This is a genomic window from Luteimonas sp. RC10 (assembly GCF_014192745.1).
Classification (GTDB): domain Bacteria; phylum Pseudomonadota; class Gammaproteobacteria; order Xanthomonadales; family Xanthomonadaceae; genus Luteimonas.
This window is the reverse complement of record NZ_JACHYJ010000001.1, coordinates 403,335-421,058: the sequence shown is the minus strand read 5'-3', so window position 1 is coordinate 421,058 and position 17,724 is coordinate 403,335. Positions and strand designations below refer to the sequence as shown.

The 17,724-nt window shown below is 70.5% G+C and carries 15 protein-coding genes and 1 pseudogene; 4 read left to right on the top strand and 12 right to left on the bottom strand.

Features of this window, described 5'->3' with window-relative positions:
• Positions 1 to 2,253, bottom strand: a complete 2,253-nt coding sequence (locus FHW73_RS01785; RefSeq protein ID WP_183424988.1) for a TonB-dependent receptor — start codon at positions 2,251 to 2,253, stop codon at positions 1 to 3.
• Between the two features lie 282 nt (positions 2,254 to 2,535).
• Here FHW73_RS01785 and FHW73_RS01780 point away from each other — a divergent pair, with 282 nt between their 5' ends.
• Positions 2,536 to 3,027 (top strand): Lrp/AsnC family transcriptional regulator, encoded by a 492-nt coding sequence (locus FHW73_RS01780; protein WP_183424987.1) that lies wholly within the window; start codon positions 2,536 to 2,538, stop codon positions 3,025 to 3,027.
• Between the two features lie 18 nt (positions 3,028 to 3,045).
• Here the strand turns inward: FHW73_RS01780 and FHW73_RS01775 are convergent, their stop codons facing one another.
• The 6 genes and pseudogenes from FHW73_RS01775 to FHW73_RS01750 all read right to left on the bottom strand — a co-directional run.
• Positions 3,046 to 5,064 (bottom strand): NHL repeat-containing protein, encoded by a 2,019-nt coding sequence (locus FHW73_RS01775; RefSeq protein ID WP_345776131.1) that lies wholly within the window; start codon positions 5,062 to 5,064, stop codon positions 3,046 to 3,048.
• Between the two features lie 76 nt (positions 5,065 to 5,140).
• Positions 5,141 to 6,313 carry a class I SAM-dependent rRNA methyltransferase gene (locus FHW73_RS01770; protein ID WP_183424986.1) on the bottom strand — a complete coding sequence of 391 codons (1,173 nt, stop codon included), beginning with the start codon at positions 6,311 to 6,313 and terminating at the stop codon, positions 5,141 to 5,143.
• Positions 6,314 to 6,368: 55 nt separating this feature from the next.
• The gene (locus tag FHW73_RS01765; RefSeq protein ID WP_345776130.1) at positions 6,369 to 7,136 is read right to left on the bottom strand and encodes an endonuclease/exonuclease/phosphatase family protein; all 768 of its coding nucleotides are present in this window, start codon (positions 7,134 to 7,136) and stop codon (positions 6,369 to 6,371) included.
• A gap of 35 nt (positions 7,137 to 7,171) precedes the next feature.
• Positions 7,172 to 7,969 carry a thiol:disulfide interchange protein DsbA/DsbL gene (locus FHW73_RS01760; RefSeq protein WP_183424984.1) on the bottom strand — a complete coding sequence of 266 codons (798 nt, stop codon included), beginning with the start codon at positions 7,967 to 7,969 and terminating at the stop codon, positions 7,172 to 7,174.
• 68 nt (positions 7,970 to 8,037) lie between these two features.
• On the bottom strand, positions 8,038 to 8,697 hold the full coding sequence (locus FHW73_RS01755; protein ID WP_183424983.1) for a thiol:disulfide interchange protein DsbA/DsbL: 660 nt from the start codon (positions 8,695 to 8,697) through the stop codon (positions 8,038 to 8,040).
• A gap of 347 nt (positions 8,698 to 9,044) precedes the next feature.
• Positions 9,045 to 9,815, bottom strand: a pseudogene (locus FHW73_RS01750) (cytochrome c4); the annotation flags it as partial.
• Between the two features lie 132 nt (positions 9,816 to 9,947).
• On the opposite strand from FHW73_RS01750, the gene yihA reads away from it, so the two are divergent.
• Positions 9,948 to 10,577, top strand: coding sequence for a ribosome biogenesis GTP-binding protein YihA/YsxC (gene yihA, locus FHW73_RS01745; protein WP_183424981.1), 630 nt, complete (start codon positions 9,948 to 9,950; stop codon positions 10,575 to 10,577).
• 37 nt (positions 10,578 to 10,614) lie between these two features.
• Here the strand turns inward: yihA and FHW73_RS01740 are convergent, their stop codons facing one another.
• Positions 10,615 to 10,908 carry a hypothetical protein gene (locus FHW73_RS01740; protein ID WP_183424980.1) on the bottom strand — a complete coding sequence of 98 codons (294 nt, stop codon included), beginning with the start codon at positions 10,906 to 10,908 and terminating at the stop codon, positions 10,615 to 10,617.
• An 89-nt stretch (positions 10,909 to 10,997) separates the two neighbouring features.
• On the bottom strand, positions 10,998 to 11,987 hold the full coding sequence (locus FHW73_RS01735) for a trypsin-like serine protease (protein ID WP_183424979.1): 990 nt from the start codon (positions 11,985 to 11,987) through the stop codon (positions 10,998 to 11,000).
• Positions 11,988 to 12,551: 564 nt separating this feature from the next.
• On the opposite strand from FHW73_RS01735, the gene FHW73_RS01730 reads away from it, so the two are divergent.
• Both FHW73_RS01730 and ppc read left to right on the top strand, forming a co-directional pair.
• Positions 12,552 to 13,916 carry a glutamate--cysteine ligase gene (locus FHW73_RS01730; RefSeq protein ID WP_183424978.1) on the top strand — a complete coding sequence of 455 codons (1,365 nt, stop codon included), beginning with the start codon at positions 12,552 to 12,554 and terminating at the stop codon, positions 13,914 to 13,916.
• 57 nt (positions 13,917 to 13,973) lie between these two features.
• Positions 13,974 to 16,703 carry a phosphoenolpyruvate carboxylase gene (gene ppc, locus FHW73_RS01725; protein ID WP_183424977.1) on the top strand — a complete coding sequence of 910 codons (2,730 nt, stop codon included), beginning with the start codon at positions 13,974 to 13,976 and terminating at the stop codon, positions 16,701 to 16,703.
• Between the two features lie 36 nt (positions 16,704 to 16,739).
• Here the strand turns inward: ppc and FHW73_RS17330 are convergent, their stop codons facing one another.
• The 3 genes from FHW73_RS17330 to FHW73_RS01715 are packed head-to-tail and all read right to left on the bottom strand — an operon-like array spanning position 16,740 to position 17,578.
• Complete coding sequence (locus FHW73_RS17330) at positions 16,740 to 16,937, bottom strand: HepT-like ribonuclease domain-containing protein (RefSeq protein WP_345776129.1); 198 nt, start codon at positions 16,935 to 16,937, stop codon at positions 16,740 to 16,742.
• Positions 16,924 to 17,178: a HepT-like ribonuclease domain-containing protein gene (locus FHW73_RS17325; protein WP_221187390.1), complete on the bottom strand. Its 255-nt coding sequence runs from the start codon at positions 17,176 to 17,178 to the stop codon at positions 16,924 to 16,926. The genes FHW73_RS17330 and FHW73_RS17325 overlap by 14 nt, the downstream gene beginning before the upstream one ends.
• Complete coding sequence (locus tag FHW73_RS01715; protein ID WP_221187389.1) at positions 17,168 to 17,578, bottom strand: nucleotidyltransferase domain-containing protein; 411 nt, start codon at positions 17,576 to 17,578, stop codon at positions 17,168 to 17,170. The genes FHW73_RS17325 and FHW73_RS01715 overlap by 11 nt, the downstream gene beginning before the upstream one ends.
• Between the last annotated feature and the right edge of the window lie 146 nt (positions 17,579 to 17,724).

Here is a 17,724-nt window from a genome sequence, read left to right as displayed (position 1 = left end):
TCAGTAACGCCAGTGCACCGTCACGCCGAACGTGCGCGGCCGCACTAGGCCCTGGCCGATGCCGTTGACCTCGGACACGCTGCGGGTAATGCCGCGCACATCGCCGAGGTTGCTGCCGAACAGCGTCAGGTCGGTGGTCCCGAAGGTCATGCGGTAGCGCAGGTCGACCGTGTTGTAGTTGCCTTGGGTGTGGCGGACTGCGCCGGGCACGGCCGAGGCCAGGTCGCTGATGCCACTGCCGACGTACTGATGGGCAAGCGTGAGCGTCGGCGCAAAGCGCGTGTCGAACTGGTAATTGAGCACGTTGCTGACGGTCCAGTCGGCCGAGCCGGGCAACTGCGCGCCGGCCGGCGCGGTGCCGGCCCAGAGGATCTCCAGGTCCTCGTCCAGCCGCGCCTGTTGCCAGGTGGCGGCCAACTGCCAGTCGAAGCCGGCGACCGGCCGCCAGGTGGTCGCGAGTTCGACGCCGCGGCTGTAGGCCTGGCCGCCGTTGCTGGCGTAGTTGTAGAAATCGGGGGTCTGCAGGCGCAGCTGGATGTCCTTCCAGTCGACGTAGAACAGCGTCGCATCGACCAGCCAGCGGCCGTCGGCGAAGCTGCTGCGCGCACCGAGCTCATAGTTGACCAGGCTGTCGCTGCGCGAGCCGGGCGGAATCGGATAGGCGCTCAGGCCGCCGGTGTTGGGCTCGCCGAAGCGGAAGCCCTCCGACACCAGCGCATAGACCATCAGATCCTGCGACGGCGTCCAGGTCAGCGAGGCCTTCGGATTGAAGCCGTCCTCGTCGGTGCGCGCGCGGGTGATGATCGGGTCGCCCGGCCAGGTCGAGAAACCGACCTGGGTGCTGCGCGATTCGACCCGGGTGCGGAAGAAACGACCGCCGAGCGTGGCTTTCCACTGGTCGTTGAAGTGGAACGTCCCCTCGCCGAAGATCGCCAGTTCGCTGCCGTCGAGATGGCTGTAGAACGCGTTGAAGATCGCATCGTCCGGCGCGATGACCGCGCCGCTGCCGGGTCCGAACAGCGGCGACCGGTCGAACGCGCCGGCCGCGCCCTGCGCGCCGAGCGCCTCGTACGTGGCCTTGTCGGTCTCGAACACCATGCCGCCCACCAGCCATTCGAGCCGCTGCGCGCCCGATGAGGCCAGCCGCAGCTCCAGGCTGCGGCCGGTGCTCTCGCCACCGGAGGCGATGTACAGCGGGGTGTCGAGGTCGAGCCCGAGGTCGGCGTTGTAGGCGCCGCGGATCGGGGTGTAGTCGAACTGCCAGTCCTGACGCTTGTCCTGCTGGGCGAGCAGCGCGGTCAGCGTGGCGAAGCCCAGGTCCTGGTCCAGCCGCAGGCTGTGCACCGCGACCTTGGTGTCGGTGAATTCGGGAATCGCCGTGCTGCGCTCGAACTCGCCGAGCCCGGCGATGCGATAGCTGTTGTCGTCGGCGTCGGTGTTCTGCCACAGGCTCAACCAGCTCAGCGTGGTGGCCTGCGACGGCGTCAGCGTGATCGACAGGCGACCGCCGGCGGTGCGGCTGGCATTGCTGCCGTCACGGCCCAGGCCGACGTTGTCGAGGTAGCCTGGATCCTCGCGCAGCTGCGCGACCGCGCGCACCGCGAGCACGTCCTCGGCAATCGGCAGGTTGACCATCGCCTTGGCGCCGAAGCCGACATCGGCATTGCGGGTCTGGCTGGCGGTGAGCTCGGCGGCGGCGTCGAAACCCGAGGCGTCGGCGAGGTTGGCGACGTAATTGATCGCTCCGCCCATCGATGCCGAGCCGAACAGCGTGCCCTGCGGTCCGCGCAGCACCTCGACGCGATTGATGTCGAAGGCGTCGATGTCGGGGACGACGATCGTCCAGCCCGGCTCGGTCAGCGGTACTTCGTTGAGGAAGTAGCCGGTGGTGGTCTGCCCCTGCACATTGCCCGAACTGGTCGCGATGCCGCGCATGACCACGTGCGAGACGCCGGGCTGGTAGTTGTTGAACACCACGCCGGGCGTGCGCTGGATGTAATCGGCCAGCGACTGCGCGCCGAGGTCTTCGAGTTGCTGGCCGGTGACCGCCGACACCGAGCCGGCGATCTCGCGCACCGATTCCTGGCGCTTGCCGGCGGTGACGACGATGGTGTCGAGCTCGGTGGTCGAGGGCGGGGCGCCGATGGCGGCCGGGTCCTGCGCCAGCGCCAGGCCCGAGGCCGTCATCAGCGGAAGACACAGGCAGGCCAGATGAAGCGCGCGGGCCAGACGTGAGACGGTAGGCGGCTGCATGGAAATCCCCGGTTGGCGGTGGCTGGACACGGATCGGTGTCATGGCGGCGCCGGGCGTCCCCTTCCCGGCGCGGTCGCGATGCATTTCGAGTATTAGAAGACGCGCGCGACCGCGTCCAGCAGATTCCACGGCTGCCGGATATCGCGTAAGCCGTTGAATCCAATATGGAAGGGCCAGAGCGGCCCGCATATGCGGCGGAATCGGCCGCACAATTTCGCAGGATCTGCGTCCCGCGCCCCGAAATTCGGTACGTTGTACCGTCCCTGCCGCCGCCGACCGCCATGACGATCCGTCCGCCCGATCGCACCGACCTGAGAATCCTCGACGTGCTGCAGCAGGACGCGCGCATCACCAACCAAGCGCTGGCCGAGCGCGTCGCGTTGTCGCCAAGCGCGTGTCTGGCGCGCGTGCGCGCGCTGGAGCAGCGCGGCCTGATCCACAGCTACCGCGCCCAGGTCGCGGTCGATCGTATCCGCTCGGCGACCATCGTCATGGCGCAGGTCAGCTTCCGCCAGCACGCGCTCGAGGGGTTCACCGAGTTCGATCGCCGCATCCTGGCGATGCCCGAGATCGTCGAGGCCAGCCGCGTGTCCGGTCCCTACGACTACATGCTGCGGGTCATCGTCCGCGACGTGCACCACTGGAAGGACGTCGCCCGCGCGCTGCTCAGCGGCGACGACGGCGTGGAGAAGATCGTCTCGCACTTCCTGATGGACGAGGTCAAGGCCTTCGCCGGCTATCCCTTGACCGACGACGCGCCCGCGCCGCGCTAAGCAATGCGCCGCGACGCCTCAATCCAGCCGCAGCGGCAGCTCGCGCGTGGCGGAGTTGCCGCTGGCGTCGCGCACCACCGCGCGCAGCACGTAGTCGCCGGCGGTCAGCGTCGCCGGGTCCCACAGCGCCGGCTCGAGGCGACCGTCGCGCACGAGGTTGTTGATCGCGTAGCGGAAGCGCGTGCGTGAGGCGCCGTGCACGGTGATGCCGCTGTCGGCCGCGTAGGCGACGCGCACCGCTTCGCGATGCGGCGGCATGCGATCGAAGTCGATCGTCATCACCGGGGTCTCGAAGCCGGGCAGCGGCGTGCCGTCGGCCGCGAGCAACTGCCAGCCCAGCGCGTGCAGGCCCAGGCGCCGGCGCGGCAGGTTGCCATCGACCTGGTCCCAGGCCTCGACGACGATCTGCACGCCGCCGCCCGCGCGCGGCACGCGCAGCCGGCCGTCCTCGCGCTCGACGATCGGCTGGTCGCTCGCGTCGAGCAGGGCGAGGTCGTCGATGCGCGGCGCGACGGTGTCGACGAAGTTGCGGAAGCGCAGTCCGATCGCGTTGCGCTGATAACCGGGTGGACCGACCATCAGGTGCACATGTGCCTGCGCGTTGATCGTGCCGATCGCATCGCCCGCGCGTAGCCGCGCACCGCGCGCGATGCGCACGCGCGCGGTGCGCCCGTCGTCTCCGGCGATCAGCTGGAAGCGCGGATCGAGCGCGTCGCCGCGCGGCGTGCGGCCCACGCGCATGTGCATATAGGTCAGGTCATCGAGGACCAGGTGCTCGGCCTGGTCGCCGAATCCGGCGGCGGCGAACGGGCTGGCGATCTTGGCGTCGGCGATCACCAGCACGGGCGTGCCGACATCGCCGCGCACGTCGAACCCCGCATGCAGGTGATTGCGCGACTCGCCACGGAAGTTGCCGCGCACCTCGCCCAGTGTGCCGACGACCTCGTGCCAGCCGTCCTGCGGTGCCAGCGGCCAGCGGCCGCGGGTGTCGGGCAGCGCGACGTCCGGCGCCGGGCCGACGGCGGCATTGGCGAGGTTCTGCTTGGCGCGTTGCGGGCGGACCTGCACGACGCGGTGGACGCGATACGCGGCGGCGTCGGCGACCCACAGCCGGTTCCAGGCATCGAACGCGAGCCCGGCCGGCCGCGCCAGCCGCTGGGCCATGTCGCGGCCGGTCAGCACGTGCGTGCGGCCGTCGGGCGTGATCTGCAGCACGCGCCCGCGCGCGAGCTCGCCGAGGTAGAGCCGGCCCTGGGCATCGATCGCGATCGAGATCGGTGCCGACGGCGCGTCGCCCTGCAGGACCGGCGTGGTCGTGGTGCCATCGGGCGCGATGCGGCGCAGTGCATGGTTGCCGGTATCGGCGACCCAGACGATGCCCTCGGCATCGACCGCGACCCCACTGGGCGTATCGAAACGCGCCTGCGCGCCGGGGCCATCGGCGAAACCCGGCCGGCCGTCGCCGGCCAGCGTGCGCACCTGGCCGTGGTCGATCACGCGGATGCGGTCGTTGAAGCCGTCGGCCACGAAGACCCGGCCGGCCGTGTCGACCGCGACCCCGGTCGGCGCATGGAAGCGCGCTTGGCTCGCCGGGCCATCGGCGAAGCCGGCCTCGCCGGTCCCGGCCAGCGTCGTCACCGTGCCGTCGGGCGCGACCGCGCGGATCGCGTGGTTACCGGTATCGGCAACCAGCAGCGTACCCGCGGCGTCGATCGCCAGGCCCGAGGGCGTGTGCAAGCGCGCCAGCGCGCCGCGACCGTCGGCGAAGCCCTCGACCCCGCCGGCAAACGTGTCGACACGGCCGTCGGCCGTGATGCGCCGAATGCGATTGGACGCGCCACCCTCGGCAATGAAGGCCGTGCCGTCAGCGGCGACCGTGATGCCGTAGGGGTCGTCGAAGCGCGCCAGTGTGCGCTCGCCGTCGACCGTGCCGCGATGTCCATCGCCGGCCGCCAGCTCGATGCGCGCCGGCAGGCCCGCCGGCGGCGGGCCGAGGGGTGGCGGTTCACTGTGCCGATGCTCCCACCAGACGCTCACCACCAGTGCGGCGAGTGTCAGCGCCGCTACGCCCCACAGCGCCCGGCGTGCGCCGGGCCGCAGCCGCGCCGTCACCCTAGTCGAGCACGCGGCAGAACACCGCCTTCAGATAGCGTGACTCCTGCACATGCGCCAGGAACGGATGGTCGGGGCCGGCGCCGGCGACCTTCAGCACCTGGATCGTGCGGCCGGCGTAGAACGCCGCGCGGCGCAGCATGTCCAGGAACTGCTCCTCGCTGACCAGGCCGGTGCACGAGAACGTCGCCAGCAGACCGCCCGGCTTCACCACGCCGAGCGCCAGCTTGTTCATGTCCAGGTACTTCTTCAGCGCCGGGATCACCTGGTCGCGGTCGCGGGTCATCTTGGCCGGGTCGAGCACGACGACGTCGTAGGCGTCGCCTGCGTTCGCCGCATCGCGCAGCCACGGGAAGATGTCGGCCTGGACGAAGCGGATGCGCACGTCATTGAGACGGGCATTGCCCTTGGCGATCTCGATCACGTCCTCGTCGATGTCGACGCCGACCACCTCGCTGGCGCCGCGCACGGCCGCGTACACGCCGAAACCGCCGGTGTTGCAGCACAGGTCGAGCATGCGCTTGCCCGCGACCTGGCGGCTGAGCCACTCGCGGTTCTCGCGCTGGTCGGCAAAGAAGCCGGTCTTGTGCGCGCCGGCCGGATCGGCGCGGAAGCGCACGCCGTGCTCGGTGATGATCGCAGGCTCGGCCGGCGTGCTGCCGCGGAAGTCGAAGCTCTCCTGCTTCTGCACGTGTTCGTCGGCGAAGCTGTGGAACCGGCAGCCGGGGAACTGCTCGCGCAGCGCCTCGAAGATCCAGTCGCGGTGGCGGAAAGCGCCGGCGCTGAAGAACTCGACCACCAGCAGGTCGCCATAGCGGTCGACGACCAGGCCGCTGATGCCGTCGCCTTCGCTGTGCACCACGCGCCAGGCGTCGGAGACCGCGTCGAGCCCGAGCACCTCGCGGCGCAGCGCGACCGCGTCGGCGATCTTGCGCGAGAACCAGCCCGCGTCGACCGGAACATCGGGATGCGTTTCGAGGATGCGCACGGCGATGCGCGAATGGCCGTTGTAGAAGCCGCGGCCGATCCACTCGCCGTCGACGCCGACGACCTCGACGATGCTGCCGGGCTTGGGCCGCTGCGCGGGCTTGTCGACCAGGCGCTGGAAGATCCAGGGATGACTCGAACGCCAGGCGTTCTTGAGGCGGACGACGGGATTGGGGGTGTTGGTCATCGCGGCATTCTACGCGCTCGCCGCGCAGTGGCCGCCCGCAGACGGGCGGCGCGACTCAGCGGCGCAGCGCGTCGGCCGGCACCACCAGCTCGGTCGACAACGCCAGGTGGTCGGAGAACGCCGCCGGCAGTGCCTGCATGTTCGTGCACTGCAACGTGCGCGTGGCAAGGATGTGGTCGATCGCGCGCTGCGGTCGCCAGCTGGGGAAGGTGTGCACCTCGCAGGCCGGCGGCTGCAGGCCGGTGCCGCGGTAGAGCACGTCCATCTCCGGGCGGTCCCAGGTGCAGTTGAAGTCGCCCATCAGCACCGCATTGGGGTAGTCCTGCAGCACCTCGGAAATGAAGGCCAGCTGCGAGCGCCGCGACTGCGCGCCCAGCGAAAGGTGCGCGATCGCGACCACCAGGCCTTCGGTGCCTTCGCCGAACCGGCTCAGCAGCACGCCGCGTCCGCCGATCCGGCCGGGCAGGGCGTGATTGATGACCTCCACCGGTTCGAGCCGGCTCAACAGCCCGTTGGCGCTGGAGGCGACCGCGCCGACGCGGCGGTTGGGCTGGTGACTCCAGAAATCGAAGCCGCCACGCTCGGCGAGGTAATGGGTCTGGTTGGTGAAGCCCGAGCGCCAACTGCCGGGATCGGCCTCCTGCAGGCCGACGATGTCGTGGCGGCCGGCCAGCGCCGCGATCGCATCGAGCGCGGTGCGCTTGCCGGCCGGCAGCACGTGCGACCAGCTGCGGGTCGCATAGTCGGTGTAGCGGCGCGTACTCGAACCGGCCTGGATGTTGGCGCTGAGCAGCCGCAGGCGCTGCGGTGCGGGTTCGGACACTGGGGCGGGCGTGGGTTCGGGCTGCGGCATCGGCCCTAGCGTGCGGCACGCTCCGTTGCGATCAGGTGATCGGCGATGCGCAGCATGTCCTCGAGCGATTTGCGGCCGATGATGCGGTACTTGCCGGCCACGACCAGCGTCGGTGTGGAGTCGACGCCGCTGCGGGTCGCGAACTGGCGCGCCCGGCCGAGGTTGGCATTGACCGCAAAGCTCTGCATCGTGCTGCGGAAACGCTGCGGGTCCACGCCCAGGCTGCCGTAGAAGGCCACGATGCTGTCGGCATCGGCGTTCTGGCGCAGCTTGCGCTCGATGTGGATGGCGTTGAACGTCGCATCGTGGGTACGCGCCAGCGTGCCCATCGCCTCGGAGGCGTAGAACGCGCGCGGGAACTGGTCGTTCTGATCGAACACCACCGGCACGGCGACGAAATTGACGTCGTCGGGCAGCTTGGCCTTCCAGGCGTTGACCAGCGGCTCGAACGCGGCGCAATGGCCGCACCAGTAAGCGAACACCTCGGCGACCTCGATCTTGCCGGCGGTCTGGGCGAACGGCTGGCCGTTGTCGATGACGATGTAGTCGGTACCGGCGACCGGGGCCGGGCCCTGGGGTGCGACGATCGGATTGTGGGCGGCCGGGGCGGCGGCTGCGGCCTCGGTGCCTGCCTCGGCGGCCGGCGGCGGGGCCGCGTCGGTCGCGGGCGCCTGCTCGTTCGCGGGCGCGGCGGCCTGCGCGGTCGGTGCGGCATCGGGCGCGGCGGCCGGATCGGGCTGCTGGCCACAGGCGGCGAGCAGGACGGGGGCGAGCAGCACCAGCAAGGAATGGCGGATCTTCATGGATGGTCTCTCGATGTGAGCGGTCGGGACGGGGGCTCGGTCGCTGGCGCGGTGGCGGTCGCGTCGGCTCAGGGCCGGGCGCGTTCCCGGGCGATGAGCTGGTCGGCGATCGTCAGCGACTCCTCGAGGCTACGCCCCTGGACCCGATAGCGACCATTGATGATGAGCGTCGGCGTGCCCTGCAGGCCAGTGCGCAGCGCGAAGGCCTGCGCCGCGTTCAGCCGCTCGTCGGTCTGCGCGCTGGTCATCGCGGTCTTGAACGCCGCCTGCGACGGCGCGCCATGCGCGGCGTAGAACGCCGCCAGTGTGTCGAGGCTCGCACCACTGCGCGGCAGCGCGCCGGTCTTGTGGACCGCGTCGAACACGGCCGTATGCGTGCGCTTGTCGATGCCGAGCGCCTGCGCGGCGAAGAACGCCCGGGCGAACGGGTCGCCCGCGGTGAACACCGCCGGCAGGTAGGTGAAGCGCACATCACGCGGCTGCCGGGCCAGCCATGCGTCGATCATCGGCTGGAAATGGAAGCAGTGGATGCAGCCGTAGGAGAACACCTCGACTACCTCGACATGGCCGTCGAGCGGCTGCCACGGCGTGCCGCCTTCGATCACGACGTAGTCGACATCCTCCACCGGCGCGGGCGACTGCGCGGCAGCGGGCAGGGCGGCCGACAGCGCGAGCAATGCGCAGGCCAGCCAACGGGACCAGGCGGGGACGGAGCGGAAGACGGACATGGCGGTGTGGACTCCTGGAGCTGCGCGGCGCAGGCCGGCCTGGAACACGGGGGTGGAGACAGGATAGGACGGACACGCGAACGCCGGCGCGGGAGGCCCGGCCGGCGTTGCGGACGATACGGGATCGGGCGGGACCGTGCATGGCCGCCGCCCGGCGGCGCCACTCACTCGGTCGCGGGCGCCGGCTCGGCAGGCGCGTCGGCGGCCGGGGCCGCATCGGCGGCGCCGTCGCCCTGCTGGGCCTGCTCGGCGGTCGCGTCGGTCGGCGGGACCGGCTGCTCGGCCGGCGGCGTGGCCGGTGCCGGCATCGCCGCGGCCTGGGCTTCGATCGCGGCCAGCATCTTCGGGTCGGGGCGGTGGTGCAGGCCCTGCATGTAGCTGGCGAGCGCCTCGATCTCCTGGTCGGTCAGCGGCTTGGCGACCGTGGCCATGATGTCGAACAGGTGGCGGTCGGCTTCCTGGGTCTCACCGGCGCGGTAGGCCTGCAGGCGCGCGGCGCTGTACCAGGCCTGCTGGCCGCCGACATGCGGATACGCCGGGCCGGGGTTGCCGCTGCCCGCCGGGCCGTGGCAGGCCATGCAGGCTGGAATGCCGCGCTTGGCGTCGCCGCTGCGGAACAGCGTCTGGCCGATCTCGTAGAACTTCATGCCGTCGTAGGGGCCGCCTTCGACGACCGCATCGTCGGCGATGCCCGCACCGCTCTTCTGCAGCGCGTAGTGCGCGCCCAGGTCGCGCATGTCCTGCGCGCTGAGCATCGCCGCGAACGGCTGCATGATCGGACTCATGCGCTCGCCGCTCTTGAACAGCGCCAGCTGCCGGGCGATGTAGCGCTCGCCCTGGCCGGCGATGCGCGGGTAGACCGTCGGTGCAGCCTCGGCGTTGCCGTCCACGCCGTGGCAGGCGGCGCAGGTACCGGCCAGCTGGCCGCCCTTCTGCGCATCGCCCGGACGCGCCTTGGCCAGCGCGGCGACCGCGTTGACGTCGGGATGGCTGTCCAGATCGACGGCCTCCACTTCGGGGGCATCGGGCAGTGGCGCCACGGTGGACTGGGCGAACGCGACCGCGCCGACCACGAGGGCGGCAAGGCCGGCGATAGCAAAGACGCGAGCGTGGCGCATGGCTGGGCTCCGAGAATTCTCGACGCTGCGGCCGGCGGAATGCGGCTCGCGAGGGTTGAAATTATGTGTGGCGGACCCGAAGCGGTCAAACCGCGACCGGACGCCGCAGGGGCGGTGTGCCAAGCTATGCCGATGTCCAATCCTTTCAACCGCGCCGCGTACCTGCTCGCCGCGCACGTTCCGCGCCAGCTTCCGCCCGACGACGGCTTCGAAGTCGCGTTCGCCGGTCGCTCCAATGCCGGCAAGTCCAGCGCGCTCAATGCGCTGTGCCGGCAGAACGCGCTGGCGCGCGTGTCCAAGACCCCGGGCCGCACGCAGCAGCTGGTGTATTTCGAACTGCCGCCGCACGAGCGCCGGTTCCTGGTCGACCTGCCGGGCTACGGCTATGCCAAGGTGCCGCGCGAGCTGCAGGCCCACTGGCAGGCGTTCATCGCCGACTACTTCGCCAATCGCCAGGCGCTGCGCGGTCTGGTGGTGGTCATGGACATCCGCCACCCGCTCAAGGACTACGACCGGCAGATGATCGAGTTCGCGGTCCGCAACGGCACCCCGGCGCATGCGCTGCTGACCAAGGCCGACAAGCTCGGGCGCGGTGCGGCGGGCAACACTTTGCAGGCGGTGCGCCGCGAACTGCAGGCCCAGCACGGCGAGCAGGTCAGCGTGCAGACGTTCTCGTCGGAGTCCAAGGCCGGCGTCGACGAACTGCGCGCGGTGGTCGCGCGCTGGATGGAGATCGGCGCACCGGCTCCCGGCGCGGACTAGACGGCGCGCCTTCGTACGGCGCGCACGGCCCAGCGCGCTACTGCGGCGCGGTCGGACGTGCCACGCCGACCCGCGGCATCGCTTCGAGCTCGTCGATCACCTCGCGCGGCGCGCGCAGGCGGATCTGCACCGGGAACGATTCCTGCACCACGACGTCCTCGACGACGCCGCGTCGTTCCAGTGCCTGGACCCGCTCGAGCACCGGGTCGGGTGATTCGGCGCTGCCGGCGATGGTGGCCGCTTCGAGCGGCGCGCGCTGGGTGGAGGTCGGCGTGGCGCCGCAGGCGGTCAACAGCACCGGCAGCGCGAAGGCGGCAAGCAACGATTTCATGGCGTCTCCCATGGGTCCTGGAAGGACCGCCACGGCGCCCGTGCCCGGGGCGCCATGGCGGTCGTCGGCCTGCATCGGCAACGCGCCGGTCAGGGGTTGGCGGAGATCCAGTTCTGCACCGTGTTCTGCACCGTGGCAGTGATCCGCGTGCCGCAGTTCTGGCTCGACGAGCCGGTCGTGTGCACACCGCGCACGACATAGCCGCTGTCGTAGATCCCGCTGCCGCTGTTGCCGCCAGCGGTGTCGATCGTATAGCAGAGCCGGAACGAGCCGCTGGTGTTGACCGTGCCCGAGTGCCGCCACATCGTGCCGAACGGCTTGTCGCCCGGGTAGCCGGTGATGGTGTGGGTGCCGCCGCCGTAGGTGCCCCAGGCCGCGTAGCCGCCGTGCGGCGGCGCGCTGAGCACGATCAACGCATAGTCGTAGTTGGTGTTGGCACCATTGTGATACTCGGCCGTCGTCATGACCCGGCTCCAGGACGTCGTGCCCCAGGGCTGGTAGCTGCCGTTCTGCGCCACGGTGAAGTTGAGGCTGGAGTAGAAGCTGCCCGCGCCGTTGGACACGCAATGGCCGGCAGTGAGCACATGCTTGGGGCCGATCAGCGTGCCGGTGCAGCCGATGCCGATGCGGCCGATGTTGTAGAACGGCGCGACGGTGGTGTTGGTCACCTGCACACGGTTGTCGGCACCGATGACCACCTTGGGCGAGGCCGTCGGCAGGCCGTCGGCCCGGGGCAGCGAAGGCGGCATTCCCGGCGTTGCGGCAGGCGCGCGGCCCAACACCTCGAGGGCCTCGATCGCCTGCTCGAACAGCGCGACATCGCGCGGATCCATCGTCGCGATGTACTGGTCGCCCTCGCGCGTGGCCATGATCGTGCTCAGGCCCCCGGCTTTCTGCAGCAGGGTCGGGGGGCGGTTTGCGGCGGCGGTCTCGGGCTGGACGCCGGTCACCAGATCGTCGCCGTGGATGAACCGGGCCTTCTGGCCCAGCTTCTGGAACGTCAGGGGCTCGGCGCTCGCCACGCCAGCGCTCAGTGCGCCCAGCGCGAGGGTCAACCCCAATGCGGTCACATGCTTCATCGCAGTACTCCTTGTGTCGATGGATGGTCCTAAGCGGGATGCGCCGGAAAGAACGTGTCGCGAACACCCGGGCCGCCCGGCGGTGCGGTCCGGCATGCGTTCGATGGCGATGGCGTCGATGCCGGGCGACGCGCAGCTGCGCGGCAAACGTGAGGCATCGATACGGCAACGACCTTGCGGGCACCTCCCTGTCCTGCGCCGCGACATGCGGCGACTGGCCTCCAGCCGATACGGCGTGCAATGGCGCGGTGCGACAGACCGTCGCAGCGATCGCGAGCGGCCACTATGGGCACAAACCCGGGGGCGCGGCTGTGATTGGGGTCACGGATGATCGGGCGCGCTTGCGCCTGCGCATATTCATCTGGACGTGAATGCGCCCGCGCCATGCGACAGGCCTTGTGCGGCCATGCCGTCCCGCGTCCGGCGTCGCCTGGGCGAGCGCTGCATCGGCGGAATTCTGCGGCCCGATCCGCTCAACGATCGCCGCCGATGCAACCGGTATAGTGCGCGGATTCCGCGGCTGGCCTGCGGCTGTCCCCGCCCTTTCCGCCGAGCATCATCGCCTTGTCCAGCCCCAGCCACGTTGCCGATACGCCGATCACCGACCGCAACGCACTGGTGGACGTCCTGGCTTCGGGCGAGAAGCCGGCTGACGACTGGCGCATCGGGACCGAGCACGAGAAGTTCGGCTTCCGCCTGTCCGACCTGCGCCCGCCGACCTTCGACGGCCCGCAGGGCATTGAGGCGCTGCTGACCGGGCTCACCCGGTTTGGCTGGGCGCCGGTCGACGAGAATGGCCGCACCGTCGCCCTGCTCAAGGATGGCGCGTCGGTGACGCTCGAGCCGGCCGGGCAGCTGGAGCTGTCGGGCGCGCCGCTGATCGACATCCACGCCACCTGCAGCGAGGTGCACGCGCACCTGCGTGAAGTGCGCGCAGTTGCCGAAGAGCTGGGTCTGGGCTTTCTGGGCATGGGCTTCCAGCCCAAGTGGCGGCGCGACGAGATGCCGTGGATGCCCAAGGGTCGCTACCGGATCATGCGCGACTACATGCCCAAGGTCGGCACGCTCGGCCTGGACATGATGACCCGCACCTGCACAGTGCAGGTCAATCTGGACTACGCGTCCGAAGCGGACATGGTCAAGAAGTTCCGCGTGTCGCTGGCGTTGCAGCCGGTGGCGACCGCGCTGTTCGCCGATTCGCCGTTCACCGAAGGCAAGCCGAACGGCTTTCTGAGCTACCGCTCGCACATCTGGACAGACACCGACGCCGACCGCACCGGCATGCTCGACTTCGTGTTCGAGGACGGCTTCGGCTACGAGCGCTACGTCGACTATCTGCTCGACGTGCCGATGTACTTCTCCTATCGCGATGGGGTCTACCACGACGCCAGTGGTCAGAGCTTCCGCGACTTCCTGCGGGGCGCGCTGCCGGCGCTGCCCGGCCAGCTGCCGACGCTGCGCGACTGGTCCGATCACATGACCACCGCGTTCCCCGAGGTGCGGCTCAAGAAGTACCTGGAGATGCGCGGCGCCGACGGCGGCCCCTGGGGCCGGCTGTGCGCGCTGCCCGCGTTCTGGGTCGGCCTGCTCTATGACGACACCGCGCTCGACGCGGCCTGGGATCTGGTGCGCGACCTCACGCTCACCGAGCGCAATGCGCTGCGCGACGCGGTACCGCGGCAGGCGCTCGCCACGCCGTGGCGCCATGGCACGCTGCGCGACCTGGCGATCGAGGCGCTGAAGATCTCCGCCGCCGGCCTGCAGCGCCGCGCCCGTGTCAACGGCGACGGCCAGGACGAGCGCGTGTTCCTGGAGACGCTGATCGAGATCGCCGAGTCGGGCCAGACCCCGGCCGAACAGAAGCTCGCGCTGTACCACGGCCCCTGGCAGGGCGACATCGACCGCGTGTTCCGCGAGTTCGCCTACTGAGGCGTCGGGCCGCGCGTCCGTCACCCGACACGGCCTCGGCTTGTGTAAGTTGTCGGGATGACGCCAGACGCCTCCCAAGATCCCGCTCCGCCGCTGCGCGACGTCGAGTTCGCGCGCACCGATACCCTGCTGCGCGACGATGTCCGCCGACTCGGCGCGATGGTCGGCGACATGCTCGCCGAGCAAGCCTCGCCGGCGCTGCTCGAGCGCGTCGAAGCGCTGCGGCGCGCGGCGATCGCGCGGCGCGAATCCGGTACCCCGGTCAATGCGCTGGCCGAGGGCCTGTCGCAGGTCGGCACCGACGATGCCGAGGCACTGGTGCGCGCCTTCGCTGCCTACTTCGGCGCGGTCAATCTCGCCGAGCGCGTGCATCGCATCCGCCGCCGCCGCGACTACCAGCGCGCCAGCGACGCGCCGCAACCCGGTGGACTGGAAGCGGTGGTGCGCGCGCTGCACGACGACGGCGTGAGCCTCGAGGACTTGCAGGCGTGCCTGGCGCGACTGCATGTCGAGCCGGTGTTCACCGCGCACCCCACCGAGGCGGTGCGCCGGGTGCTGCTGGAAAAGGAGCGCACGATCGTCGAGCGGCTGATCGCCGACATCGACCGCGAACGCACGCCAACCGAGCGCAGGGCCGACGATGCCCGGATCGGGCAGGCGCTCGCCTCGGCCTGGCAGACCTCCGAATCGCCGGCGCGCAAACCCACGGTCGCCGACGAGGTCGACCATGTCGGCTTCTATCTGTCGAACGTGCTCTACCGCGTGCTGCCGGTGTTCTACGAAGCGCTCGGCGACGCGATCGAACGCGTCTACGGCACGCGGCCGACGTTGCCGCAGGTGCTGCGCTTCGGCACCTGGGTCGGCGGCGACATGGACGGCAATCCCAACGTCAACGCCGACACCATGCGCGCCGCGCTCGGCGCCCAGCGCAGCCTGGCACTGGCGCAGTACCGCCGCGACCTGCGCGGGCTGGGCCACGTGCTGACCCAGACCCTGGGCCGGGCGACGATCGACGAGGCGGTGCTGGCGCGGGTCGACGACTACCGGCGGCGGCTGCCCGACGCCGAGGCGGTGCTCAACCCGCGGCACGCCGACATGCCCTACCGGCGGCTGCTCGACCTGATCGACGCGCGCTTGGCGGCGACCGCGGCCGAGCACCGCGCCGGCTATCCCGACGCCGGCGCGTTCATCGACGACCTGACGTTGATCGACGCGAGCCTGCGCGCGCACCGCGGCGAGCACGCCGGGCGCTTCGCGCTCGAACGGTTGCTGTGGCGGGCGCGCACCTTCGGCTTCCATCTCGCCGCGCTCGACCTGCGCCAGGATTCGGCGGTCCACGACGAGGTGCTCGGCCGGATTGACGGCGGCGACTGGACCGCGCGCGATGTCGCCACGCGCGTCGAACGCCTGCACGCGATGCTCGATGCGCCGCCGCGCGCACCCGCCGGCGACGACGGTGATGTCGTCTCCTCGACCCTCGGCGTGTTCCGCGCTGTGGTCGATCTGCGTCGCAGCCACGGCGAGGCTGCGACCGGCCTGTACATCATCTCGATGGCACGCAGCGCCGCCGATGCACTGGCGGTGCTGGCGCTGGCGCGCATCGCCGGTTGCGTCGAGGACGGCAACGTACCGCTCGACGTCGCCCCGCTGTTCGAGACGGTCGACGACCTGGAGGCGGCGCCGGCGGTCATGCGCGCGCTGTTCGACGATCCCCGCTATCGGGCGCACCTGGATACGCGCGGTGACCGTCAGACCGTCATGCTCGGCTACTCGGACAGCGCCAAGGACGGTGGCCTGCTGGCCTCGCGCTGGGCGCTGCAGCGCACCCAGGTCGAACTGACCGCGCTGGCCCAGGCGGCCGGGGTGCGCATCGCCTTCTTCCATGGCCGAGGCGGCTCGGTCAGTCGCGGCGGCGGCAAGACCGGCCGCGCGATCCAGGCCGCGCCGCGCGGCTCGGTCGATGGCGTGCTGCGCGTGACCGAGCAGGGCGAGGTGATCCACCGCAAGTACGGCATCCGCGCGCTGGCGTTGCGCAATCTCGAACAGACCGCCGCCGCGGTGCTGCAGGCCACGCTGCGGCCGCGCCCGGCCGACCCGCGCGAGGATGCCTGGCGGGAATTGGCCGGTGAGCTCGCCGGCGTCTCGCGCACGCATTACCGCGCACTGGTGCACGAGCGCGAGGACTTCCCCGATTACTTCCGCGCCGCCACGCCGATCGATGTCATCGAGCGGCTGCAGATCGGCTCGCGGCCCTCGCGCCGGCGCGAGGGCGGTATCGCCAACCTGCGCGCGATTCCGTGGGTGTTCGCCTGGGCGCAGAACCGCTCCGGCCTGACCGGCTGGTACGGCCTGGGCACCGCGCTCGCGCACGGCATCGAGCGCCACGGCCGCGCCGCGATGACCGAGATGGCCCGCGACTGGCCGTTCTTCCGCGCCGCGCTCGACGATGTCGAGATGCTGCTGGCCAAGAGCGACATCGACATCTTCGAACGCTACTCGCAGCTGGCCGGCGACGCCCATGCCGCGTTCTTCCCCGAGATCGCGGCCGAGTTCCACCGCACCCGCGACGCGATCCTGCTGCTCAAGGGCCAGGACGCGCTGCTGGCCGACGACTACCGCCTGCAGCTGTCGATCCGCCTGCGCAACCCCTACGTCGATCCGATCAGCCTGCTGCAGGTCGAACTGCTGCGCCGCTGGCGCGCCGCCGAGCGCGAGGACGACGACCTGCTGCGCGCGCTGATTTCCACCGTCAACGGCATCGCCGCGGGCATCCAGAACACCGGCTGAGCCGCGCGGTTTCGGCGCATGCCGGCCGGCCGCGCGTCAGTTCGACGCGCCGCCTTCGGTCTGGGCATCGCCCAACATCATTGCCATGGCGTAGTCCTCGAACTCGACCAGATGCCGGGTAATGACCGCGACCGTGATCGGCAGTTGCAGCGTCTGGTACTCGTGAACTGCGATGTTGCAATAGCCCACCATGCGCTGAAGCGCACTGGCCAGATCGCCATCAATCCAGTTCACGGCGGCGAGTAGGGCGAAGACGTCGCGTGCGCTTTTGGGGGATGCCGATGCGTTCGCGCCGGATCAGATGCTGCCCCATGTCCAGCGCCGCTTCGCAGGCGCGCTGGATATTCAGGATCGCAGCGTCTTGCCGCGTGTGGTCGTCACCGAACGTCGCCGGGTCGCGCGCGTACTCCTCGCGCGCCCTGCGGACGCAACGCTCGATCGTTGCCGCCTTGTTCAACAGCACGTCATCGGCCATGAATGCGTCCCTCCCGGCGGATGTCCGACAGCAGTCCGGCGCGAGCGCGATCGAGCTCCAGTTTCTCGCCCAGGACGGCGCATTCGAACAGGCCCGCACGAACATCCGCAGCCCACCACCGTTCGCCGCGGGTCAGCACCTGGTGCTGCATGACCGTCGACGCACGTCGCAGGTCCAACAGATCCACATCGCAACCGGCCGCCTCGGCCAGATCGCTCGCCAACTGCCACAAGGCCACCGGCTCGGCATAGCCCTCGACCAGAACGGCGAGATCCAGAACAAGCCGGTCCACAAGGGGAGGCGCGGTGCTGGCGCCTCCGGACCATAGTCTGAGCCCGTCGGAGCGGCCGTCGCGAGGGCCGTGACCTGGAAGCTGCGGATCAAAGGCGGTGCGGCCCATCGGTGCGCGGCACGAGGAGGGCTGTTGCCATCGCAGTGTGCGTACTGGGGCGAGGCCACGCCATCGGGACCAAGAAGCGCGTGTCACCAACGGTCCTGTTGGATTTCGGCTCTACAGCCACTCGGCCGTGCGCATGCGTTTGCCTT